At 68.7% G+C, this 15052-nt stretch carries 12 protein-coding genes and 1 pseudogene; 7 read left to right on the top strand and 6 right to left on the bottom strand.

Translation table 11 applies throughout. The features are described from left to right. Positions 1 to 94: 94 nt before the first annotated feature. Complete coding sequence (radC, locus tag LC490_RS21120; protein ID WP_031371330.1) at positions 95 to 769, bottom strand: DNA repair protein RadC; 675 nt, start codon at positions 767 to 769, stop codon at positions 95 to 97. A 170-nt stretch (positions 770 to 939) separates the two neighbouring features. Between radC and coaBC the strand changes: the two are divergent. The 3 genes and pseudogenes from coaBC to LC490_RS21105 all read left to right on the top strand — a co-directional run bounded on the left by coaBC (position 940) and on the right by LC490_RS21105 (position 5125). Then, a pseudogene (gene coaBC, locus LC490_RS21115) lies at positions 940 to 2156 on the top strand (bifunctional phosphopantothenoylcysteine decarboxylase/phosphopantothenate--cysteine ligase CoaBC). Between the two features lie 47 nt (positions 2157 to 2203). Beyond that, positions 2204 to 2662, top strand: coding sequence for a dUTP diphosphatase (gene dut, locus LC490_RS21110; protein WP_223621509.1), 459 nt, complete (start codon positions 2204 to 2206; stop codon positions 2660 to 2662). A gap of 147 nt (positions 2663 to 2809) precedes the next feature. Further along, a complete protein-coding gene (locus tag LC490_RS21105) occupies positions 2810 to 5125 on the top strand; it encodes a phosphomannomutase/phosphoglucomutase (RefSeq protein WP_031371328.1) in 2316 nt (771 codons plus the stop codon). 147 nt (positions 5126 to 5272) lie between these two features. On the opposite strand, the gene LC490_RS21100 is transcribed toward LC490_RS21105, so the two are convergent. The 3 genes from LC490_RS21100 to LC490_RS21090 form a co-directional block, all read right to left on the bottom strand. Continuing rightward, positions 5273 to 5938, bottom strand: a complete 666-nt coding sequence (locus LC490_RS21100) for a hypothetical protein (RefSeq protein WP_223621508.1) — start codon at positions 5936 to 5938, stop codon at positions 5273 to 5275. A 145-nt stretch (positions 5939 to 6083) separates the two neighbouring features. Next, on the bottom strand, positions 6084 to 6746 hold the full coding sequence (gene pyrE, locus LC490_RS21095) for an orotate phosphoribosyltransferase (RefSeq protein WP_031371326.1): 663 nt from the start codon (positions 6744 to 6746) through the stop codon (positions 6084 to 6086). Beyond that, positions 6743 to 7297 (bottom strand): GNAT family N-acetyltransferase, encoded by a 555-nt coding sequence (locus LC490_RS21090; protein WP_051884667.1) that lies wholly within the window; start codon positions 7295 to 7297, stop codon positions 6743 to 6745. Before LC490_RS21090 ends, pyrE begins: the two co-directional genes overlap by 4 nt. A gap of 55 nt (positions 7298 to 7352) precedes the next feature. Here LC490_RS21090 and LC490_RS21085 point away from each other — a divergent pair, with 55 nt between their 5' ends. The 3 genes from LC490_RS21085 to LC490_RS21075 all read left to right on the top strand — a co-directional run bounded on the left by LC490_RS21085 (position 7353) and on the right by LC490_RS21075 (position 9966). Next, positions 7353 to 8126 carry an exodeoxyribonuclease III gene (locus LC490_RS21085; RefSeq protein ID WP_031371324.1) on the top strand — a complete coding sequence of 258 codons (774 nt, stop codon included), beginning with the start codon at positions 7353 to 7355 and terminating at the stop codon, positions 8124 to 8126. Next, positions 8116 to 9519 carry an MFS transporter gene (locus LC490_RS21080; RefSeq protein ID WP_031371323.1) on the top strand — a complete coding sequence of 468 codons (1404 nt, stop codon included), beginning with the start codon at positions 8116 to 8118 and terminating at the stop codon, positions 9517 to 9519. The genes LC490_RS21085 and LC490_RS21080 overlap by 11 nt, the downstream gene beginning before the upstream one ends. A 99-nt stretch (positions 9520 to 9618) precedes the next feature. Next, a complete protein-coding gene (locus LC490_RS21075) occupies positions 9619 to 9966 on the top strand; it encodes a hypothetical protein (RefSeq protein ID WP_223621507.1) in 348 nt (115 codons plus the stop codon). 28 nt (positions 9967 to 9994) lie between these two features. Here the strand turns inward: LC490_RS21075 and LC490_RS21070 are convergent, their stop codons facing one another. Beyond that, positions 9995 to 11173, bottom strand: coding sequence for an anhydro-N-acetylmuramic acid kinase (locus tag LC490_RS21070; RefSeq protein WP_223621506.1), 1179 nt, complete (start codon positions 11171 to 11173; stop codon positions 9995 to 9997). A 360-nt stretch (positions 11174 to 11533) separates the two neighbouring features. After that, complete coding sequence (locus LC490_RS21065; RefSeq protein WP_223621505.1) at positions 11534 to 12988, bottom strand: M23 family metallopeptidase; 1455 nt, start codon at positions 12986 to 12988, stop codon at positions 11534 to 11536. A 192-nt stretch (positions 12989 to 13180) separates the two neighbouring features. On the opposite strand from LC490_RS21065, the gene tyrS reads away from it, so the two are divergent. Next, positions 13181 to 14410 (top strand): tyrosine--tRNA ligase, encoded by a 1230-nt coding sequence (tyrS, locus tag LC490_RS21060; protein ID WP_223621504.1) that lies wholly within the window; start codon positions 13181 to 13183, stop codon positions 14408 to 14410. Positions 14411 to 15052 lie beyond the last annotated feature (642 nt).

Here is a 15052-nt window from a genome sequence, read left to right as displayed (position 1 = left end):
TTCGTCGGGCCGCGGATATTCCGGCCTGGCACGTCCAGGCGCCGTGAGTACGGGGCGGAGCGGTCGGCCCCCGGGCCATCGTCCCGACCGGGGTTCAAACCCAGCCGCGCGCGGCCATCGAGATCGGCAGACCGTCGCCGACCACGAAATGGTCGAGCAGGCGAATCTCGACCAGGGACAGGGCCTGCTTCAGGCGGGCGGTGACCGCCCGGTCGTCCTGGCTGGGCTCGGCGTTGCCGCTGGGGTGGTTGTGGCCAACGATGACCGCCGCGGCGTTGCGCTGCAGGGCGCGCCGGACCACCTCGCGCGGATGCACCTCGGCACCGTTGATGGTGCCCTGGAACATTTCCTCGAAGCCGATCACGCGGTGACGGGCGTCCAGGAACATGACTGCGAACACCTCGTGCTGCAGGCCGCGCAGGCGCTGGGCGAAGTAGCGCCCGGCCGATTCCGGGTCGGTCAGGGCGGTGCCGCGATCGAGTTCGGCGCGCAGGCAGCGCGTGGCCAGTTCCAGCGCGGCCTTGAGGGCGCAGGCGCGGGCCGTGCCGATGCCGCGCATGCGCACCAGCTTGGCAGGCGGCTGGTCGAGCAGGTCGCGCAAGGGGCCGTGCTCGGTCAGCAGCCCGCGGGCGGTGCCGACCGCGTCCTGGCCGCGCAGGCCCGAGCCCAGGAAGATCGCCAGCAGCTCGGCGTCCGACAGCGAGCCGCTGCCGTGGGCGAGCAATTTTTCGCGCGGGCGTTCCGCGCTCGGCCATTCGTGGATTCTCATGACTGCATCCTGCGCGGTGCCGGCCAGGGGCGGCATCGGGGGCGTGCGGGGCATCGGGTAAGCTAGACCGCCGAGAGGATGTAGGGATTCGCCGACGCGGCGTTCGTCGCGGCCGCATCACTCATCGTCTCCGAACCTGCATCGAGAACCGAACGAGCTCCGGCCCGCCCATGGCGCAAGACAAATCCCTGCCGCTGCACGACCAGCGCATCCTGCTTTGCGTCTGCGGCGGCATCGCCGCCTACAAGGCGGCCGACCTGGTGCGGCGCCTGCAAGACGCCGGCGCCCAGGTGCGCGTGGCCATGACCGAGAACGCCACCCGCTTCGTCGGTGCCGCGACCTTCCAGGCCCTGTCCGGCCATCCGGTCCGCAGCTCGCTGTGGGACGAGGCGGCCGAGCTGGCGATGGGGCATATCGAACTGGCGCGTTGGGCGCAGCGGATCCTGATCGCGCCGGCCACCGCCGACATGATCGCCAAGCTGGCCCACGGTTTCGCCGACGACCTGATCAGCACGCTGTGCCTGGCCTCGGAAGCGCCGGTCGCGATCGCCCCGGCGATGAATCACCGCATGTGGGGTCATCCCGCCACTCAGGCCAATGTCGCGACCCTGCGTGGGCGCGGCGTGGCGTTCTTCGGCCCGGGCGAGGGCCGCATGGCCGAACCCGAATCCGGCCCCGGCCGTTTGCTCGAACCGCAGGAACTGGTCGCCGCCCTCGCCGGAGCGATGGCATGAGCGGCGCCAGCCTCGCCGGCCGGCGCCTCGTCGTCAGCGCCGGCCCGACCTTCGAAGACATCGACCCGGTCCGCTTCATCGGCAACCGCAGCAGCGGCAAGATGGGCTTCGCGATCGCCGAGGCCGCGGCGCGGCGCGGCGCCCGGGTGGTGCTGGTCGCCGGCCCGGTCGCCCTGGCGACCCCGGCCGGGGTCGAGCGGATCGACGTGCGTTCGGCCCGGCAGATGCGCGAGGCGGTGATCGGGGCCTTGCCGGCCGATGCCTACGTCGGCGCCGCCGCCGTGGCCGACTACGCGCCGGCGCAGGTCGCGTCCGGCAAGATCAAGAAGAAAGACGAGCAGCTCACCCTCGAGCTGGTGCGCACGCCCGACATCCTGGCCGAGGTCGCCGCGCATCCGCAGCGCCCGACCCTGGTCGTCGGCTTCGCCGCCGAGACCCACGACGTCGAGTTCTACGCCCGCGGCAAGCTGGAAAAGAAGCGGGTCGACCTGATCGCGGCCAACCGCGTCGGCGTGGCCGGCAGCGGTTTCGAAAGCGACGACAACGCGCTCACCGTCTACTGGCGCGACGGCGCCCGCGCCCTGGGCCCGGCGCCGAAGACCCAACTCGCCGACGAACTACTCGATCTGATCCTGGCGCGCTGGCCGGCCTGAGCCTTGCGCGCCGCGGCGGCGCCCTCCCTGTCCGGACTTCCAAATCGATGAACCACACGCTCGAACTCAAGATCCTCGACGCGCGGCATGGCCATGAATGGCCGCTGCCGAGCTATGCGACCCCGGCCAGCGCCGGCCTCGACCTGCGCGCGGCGCTCGACGAGCCGCTGGTCCTGCACCCGGGCGACACCGCGCTGGTGCCGTCGGGCCTGGCCATCCATCTCGGCGACCCGACCTTGTGCGCGGTGATCCTGCCGCGGTCGGGGCTGGGCCATAAGAACGGCATCGTGCTCGGCAACGGCACCGGCCTGATCGACGCCGACTACCAGGGCCCGCTGCTGATCAGCGTGTGGAACCGGGGCCGCGAGACTTTTACGATGCAGCCGGGGGATCGGATCGCCCAGTTGGTGGTCCTGCCGATCGTGCGGGCCAGCCTGCAGGTGGTCGACGAGTTCGAAAGCAGCGCGCGCGGGGGCGGCGGTTTCGGCCATACCGGGGTGCGCTGAGCGAATAACGGGTGCCATGGCACACATCGTGCTAGACAACCACGGGAGCGACCGCGCCACGAGGCACAGTCGACGGAATGATCCGCGGCCCCGGTGCAGACTGGGGTATCGCCCGCGCAAGGCACAGACAGGGGAAAGGTTCTGGCAATGGTCGATGTGAAAATGGAAAAGCCGCAGCTGTCGCTGGCGCAAATCAAGCCCGTGCTGCTGCCGGCGGCGTTCGTCTGCCTGCTGCTGACCCTGTGGTTCGGCTGGAGCGGCATCCAGCAACATCGGGACGCCTCGCGTCGGGCCGATCTGGTCAGTGCGCGCGACAAGGCGGTCAGCGCCGCCCACGACGCCCTCGGCATCGAGCACAAGCGCCTGCGCGAGCGCATGGCGGCTCCGGAGATGCAGGCTGCGCTGCAAGCCGGCGACCTGCAGCGCGCCGCGACCCTGCTAACCCAGAGCTGGCCCGGTGCCAAGGCCGGCGCGGTGTTGCCGCCCGACCTGGCCGGCGACTACGCGCAACTGCCGAAGAGCGGCTACGGCCGGCTCGCGGCGATGGAAGCGGCGATCGTCGCCGACAAGCCGACCGCGGCGATCGTGCGCGACGGCGGCAAGCCGGTGCTGGCGCTGGCTGCGCCGGCGCGCGCCGGCGAGCAATTGGTCGGCGTGGCCTATCTGCAGTTGCCCTTGCAGCGCATCAGCGACGGCATCGAAAAGGCCGACGTCGACGGCAGCAGCTACCTGGCCCTGCGCCAGGGCGGTTTCAGCGTGATCGAACGCGGCGACACCTCGCTCGGCAACGGCGCCGAGGCGATGGCGGCCAAGATCCCCGGCAGCGACCTGCGCCTGGCCGCGGCGGTGCCGGACGTGCCCGGCGGCCCGCTGGGGCTCGGGGCACTGAGCTGCTTCATTGCCGCGGTGGTGTTCGGCCTGCTGGCGTTCGTGCTGATGCGCCTGCGTCAACGTGCCTACCGCACGGTGCCGGTCGAAGACGAAGGCCCGGTTCAGACTTTGGCTGAGACCATGTCGGTCTCTCCGCTCGAAGCGACCGATGCCAACGTGACCGAAAGCCAGAACTCCGCCGCGCCCAAGGCCGTGGCCATCGATGGCGGAATCTTCCGCGCTTACGACATCCGCGGCGTGATCGGCCAGACCCTGGACCCCGGCGTCGCCCAGATGATCGGCCACGCTATCGGCTCGGTGATGCACGACCAGGGCCTGACCGAGATCGTCGTCGGCCGCGACGGCCGCCTGTCCGGCCCGGCGATGATCGAAGGCTTGATCGCCGGCCTGCGCAAGGCCGGCCGCAACGTCGTCGACATCGGCCTGGCGCCGACCCCGCTGGTCTACTTCGGTGCCTATCACCTGCGCGCGGGTTCCTGCGTCTCGGTCACCGGCAGCCATAACCCGCCGGACTACAACGGCTTCAAGGTCGTGGTCGGCGGCGAGACCCTGTCGGGCGCGACGATCACCGACCTGTACCAGCGCATCGTCGGAGGCCGTCTGCACACCGCGGCCGAGCCCGGCACGCTGTCGCAGCGCGACATCTCCGAGGACTACGTCCAGCGCATCGCCTCCGATATCCAGATCGATCGTCCGCTCAAGGTGGTCGTCGATGCCGGCAACGGCGTCGCCGGCGACGTCGGTCCGCGCGTGCTCGCCGCGATCGGCGCCGAGGTTACGCCCCTGTACTGCGAGATCGACGGCGAGTTCCCGAACCATCACCCGGACCCGAGCGAGCCACACAATCTGGTCGACCTGATCAAGATGGTCGAGCGCCTGAACGCCGATCTCGGCATCGCCTTCGACGGCGACGGCGACCGCCTCGGCGTGGTCACCCGCGACGGCCAGAACATCTTCCCGGACCGGCTGCTGATGCTGTTCGCGGCCGACGTGCTCGAACGCAACCCGGGCGCGATGATCATCTACGACGTCAAGTGCACCGGCCGCTTGCCGGGCCACATCCTGCGCCACGGCGGCAGCCCGCTGATGTGGAAGACCGGCCACTCGCTGATCAAGGCCAAGATGCGCGAGACCGACGCCGAACTGGCCGGCGAGATGAGCGGCCACTTCTTCTTCAAGGAGCGCTGGTACGGCTTCGACGACGGCATCTACTCGGCGGCGCGCTTGCTGGAGATCCTGTCGGCACAGCCGCAAAGCCCGAGCGACACCCTCAACGCGCTGCCCAGCGGCGTCGCCACCGCCGAGATCAAGGTCGACGCGCCCGACGGCGACCCGCACAGCTTCGTCGAGCGTTTCGTCGCCGAGGCTTCGTTCGAGGGCGCGCGTCTGTCGACCATCGACGGCCTGCGCGTGGACTTCGCCGACGGCTGGGGCCTGGTGCGCGCATCCAACACCACGCCGATCCTGGTCATGCGCTTCGACGCCGACACTCACGAGGCGCTGGTGCGGATCCAGGACGCGTTCCGCGCCCAGTTGCTGGCGCTGAAGCCGGATCTGAAGCTGCCGTTCTAAGCCGCACCGAAGCGACGCCGGCCGGACCGGCATCGCCGACAACGCACACCAAAACGCCGCGGCTTGCCGCGGCGTTTTCGTTCATGGGCGTGCTTGTATGGGCTTGCTTGCCGCGACCGCTCGCTACGGCCACCGGCCCAGCCGGGCTCAGCCCTGATTGGGCCGGCGCGCCTTCATCGTGTGATAGCGCTCCAGAGCCGCGGCGAGGTCGTCGTCGGCGACGCTGCGCTCGGCCAACTGCTGCTTGAGCATCTCCTGCTGGTGCATCAGCTCTTCGTGCTGGTGACGGATGTTGTCGGCCAGGGTCTTGCTCACCGGCTTGGTGCCGAGCTCGGCTTCGCCGGCGCGGCGCAGCAGGCTCAACAGGGTCTGGCGACGGCCGTCGATGCCGAGCTGCGAGGCCTTCACGGTCTCGTCGAGCAGGATGATCCGCTCCTGGAACGAGTCGCGCAGCTCCTGCTCGGTCGCGTACGACTCGGCCATGGCGTGGTCGCGGCGCTTGCGCGCCTCTTCGGCCATGGCGGCGCTGCGGGCGGCGCGAGCGGCCTGATCGGCAAGCACGCGCTCTTCCGGGGTCAGGGCGCGATCGACCTGGCCGGTCCGCAGGCCGCTGCGTGCGCTGATCTCGGTGCGCGCGCTGTCGATCGCGTGCGCCGGCAGGGCGTCGCCGCAAACCTTCTGGCCGCCTTCGTTCCAGCAGTAAAGTTTTTTGTTGGTCTGCTGCTTGGCCTTGTCCTTGGGCGGGGCGGCGGCCAGCGGGGCAGCGAGCGCCAGCAGCAGCGCGCTGGCCAGCAGGGTATGGAGTCGGTTCATGTCGCCCTCGTGCCGTCGAACGGTCGGCCAATCGGCAAAGAACCAAGCAAGAGTCGGGCCATGTCGGTCTCCTCTTTCGTGCCTGCGATCACAGTGCGGGCGTCGTCCAACGCCCACATCCGTCTCCTGCGCCGCCGTCCGGCGATCAGGTTTCCGCGCTACGGCCGTAAGCGCTGCGGTAGGCCAGCAGGCGCTCGCGCTGCGAGGCGAACTCTGCGCTCTCGCCCGTGAAGGCGAGGAGGTCGTCGAGGGTGGCGATCGCGACCACCGGCAGAGCGTGTTCGATTGCGACAGTTTCTGCCGCCGAGCGTCGGGATTGTGCGGGGTCCACGGCTTCCTGGCGGTCGAGCGCGATGACGATGCCGGCGACGCTGCCGCCGGCCTCGGCGATCAGGCCGAGCGCTTCGCGGATCGCGGTGCCGGCGGTGATGACGTCGTCGACGATCAGCACGCGGCGGCCCGCCAGGGGCGCGCCGATCAGCATGCCGCCTTCGCCGTGGGCCTTGGCTTCCTTGCGGTTGAAGGCCAGCGGCAGGTCGCGGCCGCGGCGTGCGTATTCGCAGCCGAGCGCGGTCGCCAGCGGAATGCCCTTGTAGGCCGGGCCGAACAACAGGTCGAACTCCAGGCCCGCGGCCTGGATCGCATCGGCATAGCAACTCGCCAACCCGGCCAATGCCGCGCCCGAGTCGAAGCGGCCGGCATTGAAGAAATAGGGACTGACCCGGCCCGACTTGAGGGTGAACTCGCCGAAGCGCAGGGCGTCGGCGTTCAGGGCGAGCTGGAGGAAGCGATGGCGATGGTCGGTCATGGCGGGGTCGGGTCGGGGGAAGAAGGAATCAGGCGCAACAGCATCAGGTGCTGCGGGCCGGCGTTGCCGCCGTGGAACAGCTCGCCGGTGTCGACGAAGCCGGCCTTGAGGTAGGCCGAGATCGCCGGGCGGTTGCGCACGTTGACGGTCAGGGCGAGCAGGCGGCGCTGCGGATGACGCAGGCGCAGGTCGTCGCGGCAGGCGGCGATGGCGCGCGTGCCGTAGCCGCGGCCTTGCTGGGTGCGGTCGATCATATAGGCGCGCAGGCCCACGCCGGGCTCGCCGAGCGAGCGCCCGGCGATGGCCTGGACGCTGAAGTCGAGCCGGTAGAAGCCGACCACGCGGTCGCCGGCCAGCACCGCCATCGCCTCGCTGTTCGGGTCGCGCCAGGTGTCGGCCAGGTTGAACGCGGTGTCGCCGACGAAGGGCAGTTGCTCGGGGGCGACCTGCAGCGCGCGCACCGCGGGCGCCAGCGCCTCGTTCACCGGCAGCACGCGCACGGCGGCCGCGGAATCGCTGAAAACGGAGGTCGCCACGGTCATGGCCGACATGATACCCGTGCCCGGCCGTTGCTATGATCGTGCGCACTTCGGATGTGGAGCGCGCATGCGCATCATCAGCTTCAACGCCAACGGTCTGCGCTCGGCCACGACCAAGGGCTTCTTCGACTGGTTCAAGACCCAGAACGCGGACGTGCTTTGCGTCCAGGAGACCAAGGCCCAGGAACACCAGTTGGCCGGGCCGGCCTTCCTGCCCGACGGCTACCGCGCCTATTTCCGCGACGCCACCACCAAGAAGGGCTACAGCGGCGTGGCGATCTACAGCCGGCGCGAGCCCGACGAGGTCCGCACGGCCCTGGGCTGGGCGCCGTTCGACGAGGAAGGCCGCTACATCGAGGCGCGTTTCGGCAACCTCAGCGTGGTCTCGTTCTACATCCCGTCCGGTTCGTCGGGCGAGCTGCGCCAGGGCTTCAAGTTCGAGGTCATGGAATGGCTGAAGCCCATTCTCGACCAATGGCTGGCGAGCGGCCGCGACTACGTCCTGTGCGGCGACTGGAACATCGTCCGCACCCGCCTGGACATCAAGAACTGGACCTCGAACCAGAAGAACTCCGGCTGCCTGCCGCCCGAGCGCGACTGGCTCAACGGCGTGTGCATGGACGAAAGCGGCTGGGTCGATGCCTACCGCAGCTTGAACGCCGAGGGCCAGGACTACACCTGGTGGAGCAACCGCGGCGCCGCGCGCGCCAACGACGTCGGTTGGCGCATCGACTACCAGTTCGCCACCCCGAGCCTGCGCGACCGGCTGCGCGGCTGCTCGATCCTGAAGGAACCGCGATTCTCCGACCACGCGCCTTTCAGCGTCGACTATGACCTCTGAGACCGGCGCCGCGGCCGCGCGCGCGGCGCCGCCCGCGCGCAAGGGCTGGCGGCTGGTGCTCGCCAACCTGCGCGAGCCCAAGGTCCTGGTCATGCTGTTGCTCGGGTTCAGCTCGGGCATCCCGATCTACCTGGTCGGCAACACCCTCGGCTTCTGGATGCGCGAGAACGGCATCGAGTTGTCGACCATCGGCTTCCTGTCCTGGGTCGGGCTGGCCTATTCGCTGAAATTCCTGTGGGCGCCGCTGGTCGACAAGCTCGACGCGCCGGTGCTGGGGCGCTGGCTCGGCCGGCGCCGCGGCTGGATGCTGCTATCGCAATTGGTCGTCGGCGCGGCCCTGGTCGGCATGGCCCTGGTCGAACCGCGCCAGGGCCAGTTGCTGCTCGGCGGAGTCGCTTTGAACCACTTGCTGGTGTTCGGCGCGCTGGCGCTGGTGGTGGCCTTCGCCTCGGCGACCCAGGACATCGTCATCGACGCCTGGCGCATCGAAAGCGCATCCAGCCCCGAGCAGCAGGGGCTGCTGACCTCGACCTCGACCCTGGGCTACCGCGGCGCCCTGCTGGTCACAGATTCGTTGATCCTGATCCTCGCCGCGCAGGCCGGCTGGTCGCTGTCCTACGGTGCGATGGCGGCGTTGATGGGGGTCGGGGTACTGGCGACGCTGTCGGCGCGCGAGCCGGCCGCTTCGGTGCTCGCCGCGGCGAGCCCGCACCCGGCGCTGTTCTCCGCTCGAGGCTTGTTCGACGCCCTGGTCGGCCCGTTCGTGGCCTTCTTCCGCCAGCACGGCCAATGGGCGCTGTTGATGCTGCTGACCATCAGCCTGTACCGGCTGCCGGATTTCCTGTTCGGGCCGATGGCCAATCCGTTCTACGCCGACCTCGGCATGGCCAAGGAAACCGTCGGCGCGGTGCGTGGCTCGTTCGGTCTGGTCGCGACCATCGCCGGGGTCGCCGCGGCCGGCCTGACCGCGGTGCGCTTCGGCTTCATTCAGACCCTGCTCGCCGGCGCGGTGCTCGGCCCGGGCTCAAACCTGGCCTTCGCCTACCTGGCCCTGCACGGCAACGACCCGGGCGTGTTCACCGCGGCGATGGTGATCGACAACTTCTGCAACGGCTATGCCGGCGTGGCCCTGGTCGGCTACATGTCCAGCCTGACCAACGTCGGCTATACCGCCACCCAGTACGCGTTGCTGAGCTCGTTCTACGCCCTGCTGGGCAAGGTGTTGAAGGGCTTGTCCGGCGTCGCCGTAGAGCACCTGGCGATCGATCGCAGCCTGCTCGAGGCCTACTCGCTGTTCTTCGTCGGTACCGCGCTGGTCGGCATCCCGGCCCTGCTGCTGTGCATCGTGCTGGTGGCGCGCAAACCGCCGACGGCGGTACAAACCACGGCCTGATCGCGGCGCCTCGTATCCGCCGGCAGGCGCCGACCGTCGGTGCAGTCGAGTTCCTGAACGCGAATCCAGCAACTTCGTGTTGCTATCGATACGGCAACGATGGCACTTTGCTCGTCTGTGGCCGACATCATCCTGCACAACCTGGACGCCATCCTGGCCGACCGCATTCGCCGGGTCGCGGAGACGCGTGGCTGGAGTCTGCAGCGCACCGCGCTGCACCTGATCGAGAGCGGGCTGTTCGCGGTCGAGGCCGAGATGGTCGGGCGTTTCAGCGACACCGACGCTTCGGCGTTGCAGGAAGCGATCGCGGCGTTGGAGCACATCCCCAGCGACCCGGGGTTCTCCCTGATCGGCCGCGCCGAACCGGCCGAGCCCAAGCCGAGCGGTCCGGATTTCAGCAGCCTGGAACTGCTCGAAGAGTTCCGCATCAACACCGACTCGGCCTGAAGCCGGGTCGCGCCGACAGCGGCCGCGGTCAGGCGGAGGGGTGCACCGTACCGAGTACGCGCGGACCGCGCGCGCCGGTGACGCTGGGCAGGTTGCCCGGCAGTCCGCTCAAGGTTTGCCGCGCCAGCCAGGCGAAGCCCATCGCCTCGACGAAATCCGGGTCCAGGCCGTAAGGCACGGTCGACTCGACCGCGACCCCGGGCAGATGCGCGGCGATCCGCTCGAGCAGGGCGCTATTGCGCACGCCGCCTCCGCAGGCCAGCACCCGCTTCGTCGCCGGCTGGTGCGCGCGCAAGGCATCGGCGGTGGTGATCGCGCTGAGTTCCAGCAGGGTCGCCTGCACGTCCTGTGGCGCCTCCGCGCCGCTCAGGCGGGCCTCGACCCAGGCCAGGTGGAATTGCTCGCGTCCGGTGCTCTTCGGCGGCGGCAGGGCGAACCAGGGCTCGTCGAGCAGGCGCGCAAGCAGGTCCGCATCGACCGTGCCGCGCGCGGCGAAGGCGCCGTCGGCGTCGAACGCCGTGCCCAGGTGGCGCAGCGCCCAGGCGTCCATCAGGCAATTGGCCGGCCCGGTGTCGAAACCGCGCACGTCGCCGTGCGCCGGCAACAGGGTGAAGTTGGCGATCCCGCCGAGATTGAGCGCGGCCCGGTCCTCGGCGTCGGAATGCAGCAGGGCAGCGTGGAAGGCCGGCATCAGCGGCGCGCCGTGGCCGCCGGCGGCGACGTCGCGGCGGCGGAAATCGGCCACCGTGGCGATGCCGCTGCGTTCGGCGATGACCGCGCCGTCGCCGATCTGCCAGGTGAAAGGATGGCGGCCGTCGTAGCCGGCGCCGGCCGGGCGATGACGCACGGTCTGGCCGTGCGAGCCGATCGCGGCGACCTCGGATACGGCTACGCCGGCCTCGCCGATCAGGCTCAGCGCCGCGTCGGCGAAGGCTTCGGCGACTTGCACGTCGAGCGTGCCCAGTTCTTCCAGCGAACGCGCGTCGCCGCCCTGGCCGAGCGCGACCAGGCGCTCGCGCAGCGCCTCCTGCCAGGGGTAGGTGCGGCCGAGCACCAGTTCGCAGCGGGTCGGCGCGGCGCCGTCTGCGAAGCGCACCAGCGCGGCGTCGATGCCGTCGGCGCTGGTCCCGGAGATCAGTCCAAGATAAAGGCCTGAAACAGGCGTAGCGGTGCCAGCGGCAGCCGGGACCGAAGAGTTCTCAACCACGACGAAGCTCCCAAAGGCCTGAAACAGGCGTAGCGGTGCCAACAGCAGCCGGTACCGAAGAGTTCTCAACCACGACGGAGCTCCAAAAGGCCTGAAAGGGGCGTAGCGACGCCAGCGGCAGCCGGGACCATGGTGAAGATTCCTGTGAGGGAGACGACGCGAGTGGCCGTCGGGACCGAAGAATTCTCAATCACGACGAGGGCTCCCAAGGCCTGAAGTAGCCGAATTCCCAATCACGACGAGTTTCCTATGCGGTATAGCGCCCCACGGTAACGCCTCCCGCCCTTGCATGGCATCCATGACGCCATCCCCAAAAAGCACAAAGGCCTCCGAAGAGGCCTTTCGCTTGCCGCGGCCCGATCAGGCCTTGGTCGTCTTCTTCTTCGCGTTCGCCTTGGCCGGCGTCGCGGCCGGAGCGGGGCCCGCATCGGCGTAGATGATGTTCTCGACCTGGCGGATCCGCGCCAGAGCCACGCCGGTCTGGGTGCGGAACTGGGCCAGCGCCATGCCGCTCAGCGGCTCCGGCGGCGGCATCGTCACCGACAGCGGGTTGCGGTGCACGCCGTTGATGCGGAATTCGTAGTGCAGGTGCGGGCCGGTCGCCAGGCCGGAGCTGCCGACATAGCCGATCACCGTGCCCTGGCCGACGTGCTGGCCGGGCCGGATGCGGCCGAAGTTCGACATGTGCCCGTACAGCGTGGTGTAGCCGCGGCCGTGGTCGAGGATCACCGCGCGGCCGTAACCGCCCTTCCAGCCGACGAACTGCACGCGCGCGTCGCCCGCGGCCATGATCGGCGTGCCGGTGCCCGCGCCGTAATCGACGCCGGTGTGCATGCGGATGCGGCCCAGCACCGGATGGCGGCGCGAACCGAAGCCCGAGGTCAGGCGCGCATACGGAATCGGCATGCGGATGAAGCTCTTCTTGAGCGGGCGGCCGTCGCCGGTGAAGTACTCGGCCTTGCCGCCGCGCTCGAAGCGGAAGCCCGTATGCAGGCGGCCTTCGCTGGTGAAGGTCGCCGCAAGCACCGGACCGGTGCTGAGCAGTTCGCCTTCGCGCCAGGTCTGTTCGACCACGACGCTGAAACGGTCTTCGGCGCCTACGTCTTCGTTGAAGTCAATGTCGTACTTGAAGATGTCGTCGGTCAGCGTATTGATGTTGGCCGGCGTCAGCCCGACCTTGCGCGCCGAGCGGAACAACGACTTGCCGACCTTGCCGCTGAGGACCACGGTGCGGCTCTCGGTCGGTCGGGTGATGATCTTCTGGGTGATCTTGTCGCCGGCGAGGCTCAGCTCGATGCGGTGACTGTCGTCGCGGTCGTAGCGGAAGGTGCGCAGGCTGCCGTTGACCGGCATGTCGAACCCGAGCTCGGTGCCGGGCTTCATGCGCTTCAGGGCTTCCTTGGCGCCGGGCTGTTCGAGGATCTTGTGCATCGTCGAGGCCGGGATGTCCAGGTCCTTGAACACCGAGCCCAGGGTCTCGCCGCGATTGATCCGCACCAGCTGCCAGCTGTCGCCGTGTTCGCCGCGTACGCGGGCGATCGGCAGCGGCGGCAGGGCCAAGGCCAGGGATTGGCGCGGTTCGTGCACGCGCACCGAGGCGGTCGACTGGCTGAAACCCGGCACGATGGCTGCGACCATCATGCCCAGGGTCGCGAACAGACCGGCCTGCACCCACTGGCGGCCCGACCAGCGACCGTTGAATCCATCGGAAAGATGACGCGCCAACACGGGGCGGCGCAAGGCGGCTTCACGCAGTGCTTTCAGTCGTTCGCGGCGTTGCGCGCCTACACTGGAAGCCTGCTCGGGTACTGTCATTGGATGAATCCCTCGCGTGAGGTGTGAAGGCCGCGTAGCGGCGTTACCATAGTCACACGAGTAGTACGCGTCAAACCCTTGAGCTGAATGGGGTTTTTGTCTCCAGCCGGCCCAGTTTCGTTTAACTCCCAATTAACCTGAATCCGTGACCGCGTTCGCACTCCGGGGCGTGGCCGCCGAGCGAGTCCCCACGTGTCCTCATCCGTACAAGAAGCCCTCGACCTGATCGCCCGCGGCGCCGACGAAATCCTCAAGCGCGAGGAGCTCGAAGCCCGCCTCACCGCATCCATGAAGGCCGGGGGCCGCCCGCTGCGGATCAAGGCCGGGTTCGACCCGACCGCGCCCGACCTGCACATCGGCCACACCGTGCTGCTCAACAAGATGCGGCAGTTCCAGGACCTGGGCCATCAGGTGATCTTCCTGATCGGCGACTTCACCGGAATGATCGGCGACCCGACCGGCAAGAACGTCACCCGCAAGCCGCTGACCCGCGAAGACGTGCTCGCCAACGCCCAGACCTATGCCGACCAGGTGTTCAAGGTGCTGGACAAGGAGCGCACCGAGGTCCGCTTCAATTCCGAATGGTTCGGCCAGATGAGTTCGGCCGACATGATCAAGCTCGCCGCCCAGCACACGGTCGCGCGCATGCTCGAACGCGACGATTTCGCCAAGCGCTACGCCGCCCAGCAGCCGATCGCGATCCACGAATTCCTGTATCCGCTGGTGCAGGGCTACGACTCGGTGGCGCTGCAGTGCGACGTCGAACTCGGCGGCACCGACCAGAAATTCAATCTGTTGATGGGGCGCGGCCTGCAGGAGCACCACGGCCAGCCGGCCCAGATCGTCCTGACCATGCCGCTGCTGGAAGGCCTGGACGGCGTCAACAAGATGTCCAAGTCGCTCGGCAACTACATAGGCATCAACGAGCCGGCCATCGACATCGTCACCAAGACGATGAAGATCGACGACGTGCTGATGTGGCGCTGGATCGACCTGCTGAGCTTCGAGATCGGCATCGCCGAGGCGGCCCGTCTTAAAGACGAGATCGCCGCGGGCCAGCTCAACCCGCGCGACCTCAAGATGCGCCTGGCGCGCGAACTGGCCGCCCGCTTCCATGGGGCTCAGGCCGCCGAGCAGGCCATGGCGGGCTGGAATGCCGCAGTGCGCGGCGAGGGCGATATCGCCTCCCTGCCGCTGACCGACGTCGGCGTGCCGGCCGAGGGGCTGCGTATTGCCGCCTTGCTGGTGGCCGCCGGGTTGATGCCGAGCAATGCCGAAGGCAACCGCAAGCTCAAGGAGCGGGCGGTCAAGGTCGACGGCAACGTCATCGAAGACCCGCAGCAGGTGTTCGTCCCAGGGTTCGAGGGCGTGCTTGCCGTAGGCAAGCGCAATTTCGCCCGGGTTCGCCTGGTCGCCGCCTAAGCCGTCGGCGGCTCAGCCGAGAGCCGCCTGGCTGCATTGCGGCGCTTGCGGACCGGCGCCGCCGATGAACCTCCGGCCTGCGAAATGCCACGCAACCGGCGAAATGCATCCCTCTAGCGGTGTTCTTCTCCCTCTCCCGCCTGCGGGAGGGGGCGGGGTGAGGGCCGACCCAGGTCGCAAACCACCCGTTAAGCCCGTCCCATAAGGCTTTCCACCGCGGCCACGAAATTCCCTGTTCATTTTTTTCGAAATCGCTTCCCAAGCCCTGTTCATGTATGCATAATGCGCGGCCCCGTTGACCGGATGTATCGATCGGCGGGGACGCGCAGAAAGAGCGGTTTCGACAGGTGTTGACGGTCTGAAACATTGCTGTAAGATGCGCGGCCCGCTGACTGGTTTGTAAGGTTGGCGGGGCGCAGAAAGCGGCGGTTTCGATAAGTGTTGACGAGTCGAAAACATGCTGTAAGATGCGCGGCCCGGTGAGACGGAAGCTTCGGAAAAACGAAGCGGACGAGGAGTCGGGAAGCAGCAAAAAGTTTCGCGGACAGGTGTTGACGTTCACGAAAACTGCTGTATAGTGTGCGGCTCGCTCGGGCACTTCGGTGACGAGCACGAAACAAGGCGCTGAGGCCGGTTTCGATG

It is taken from the genome of Lysobacter sp. ESA13C, assembly GCF_019970005.1.
GTDB lineage: Bacteria > Pseudomonadota > Gammaproteobacteria > Xanthomonadales > Xanthomonadaceae > Lysobacter > Lysobacter antibioticus_B.
The sequence above is the reverse complement of the archived record's forward strand: the minus strand, read 5'-3'. Positions and strand labels throughout refer to the sequence as shown.

What these genes read in the sequence shown, in the direction of transcription:
- LC490_RS21100 (WP_223621508.1), bottom strand. Translation starts at nt 5,938, where the DNA reads ATGAACCGACTCCATACCCTGCTGGCCAGCGCGCTGCTGCTGGCGCTC.
- dut (WP_223621509.1), top strand. Translation starts at nt 2,204, where the DNA reads ATGAACCACACGCTCGAACTCAAGATCCTCGACGCGCGGCATGGCCAT.
- LC490_RS21080 (WP_031371323.1), top strand. Translation starts at nt 8,116, where the DNA reads ATGACCTCTGAGACCGGCGCCGCGGCCGCGCGCGCGGCGCCGCCCGCG.
- LC490_RS21075 (WP_223621507.1), top strand. Translation starts at nt 9,619, where the DNA reads ATGGCACTTTGCTCGTCTGTGGCCGACATCATCCTGCACAACCTGGAC.
- LC490_RS21090 (WP_051884667.1), bottom strand. Translation starts at nt 7,297, where the DNA reads ATGTCGGCCATGACCGTGGCGACCTCCGTTTTCAGCGATTCCGCGGCC.
- LC490_RS21105 (WP_031371328.1), top strand. Translation starts at nt 2,810, where the DNA reads ATGGTCGATGTGAAAATGGAAAAGCCGCAGCTGTCGCTGGCGCAAATC.
- LC490_RS21065 (WP_223621505.1), bottom strand. Translation starts at nt 12,988, where the DNA reads ATGACAGTACCCGAGCAGGCTTCCAGTGTAGGCGCGCAACGCCGCGAA.
- LC490_RS21085 (WP_031371324.1), top strand. Translation starts at nt 7,353, where the DNA reads ATGCGCATCATCAGCTTCAACGCCAACGGTCTGCGCTCGGCCACGACC.
- pyrE (WP_031371326.1), bottom strand. Translation starts at nt 6,746, where the DNA reads ATGACCGACCATCGCCATCGCTTCCTCCAGCTCGCCCTGAACGCCGAC.
- radC (WP_031371330.1), bottom strand. Translation starts at nt 769, where the DNA reads ATGAGAATCCACGAATGGCCGAGCGCGGAACGCCCGCGCGAAAAATTG.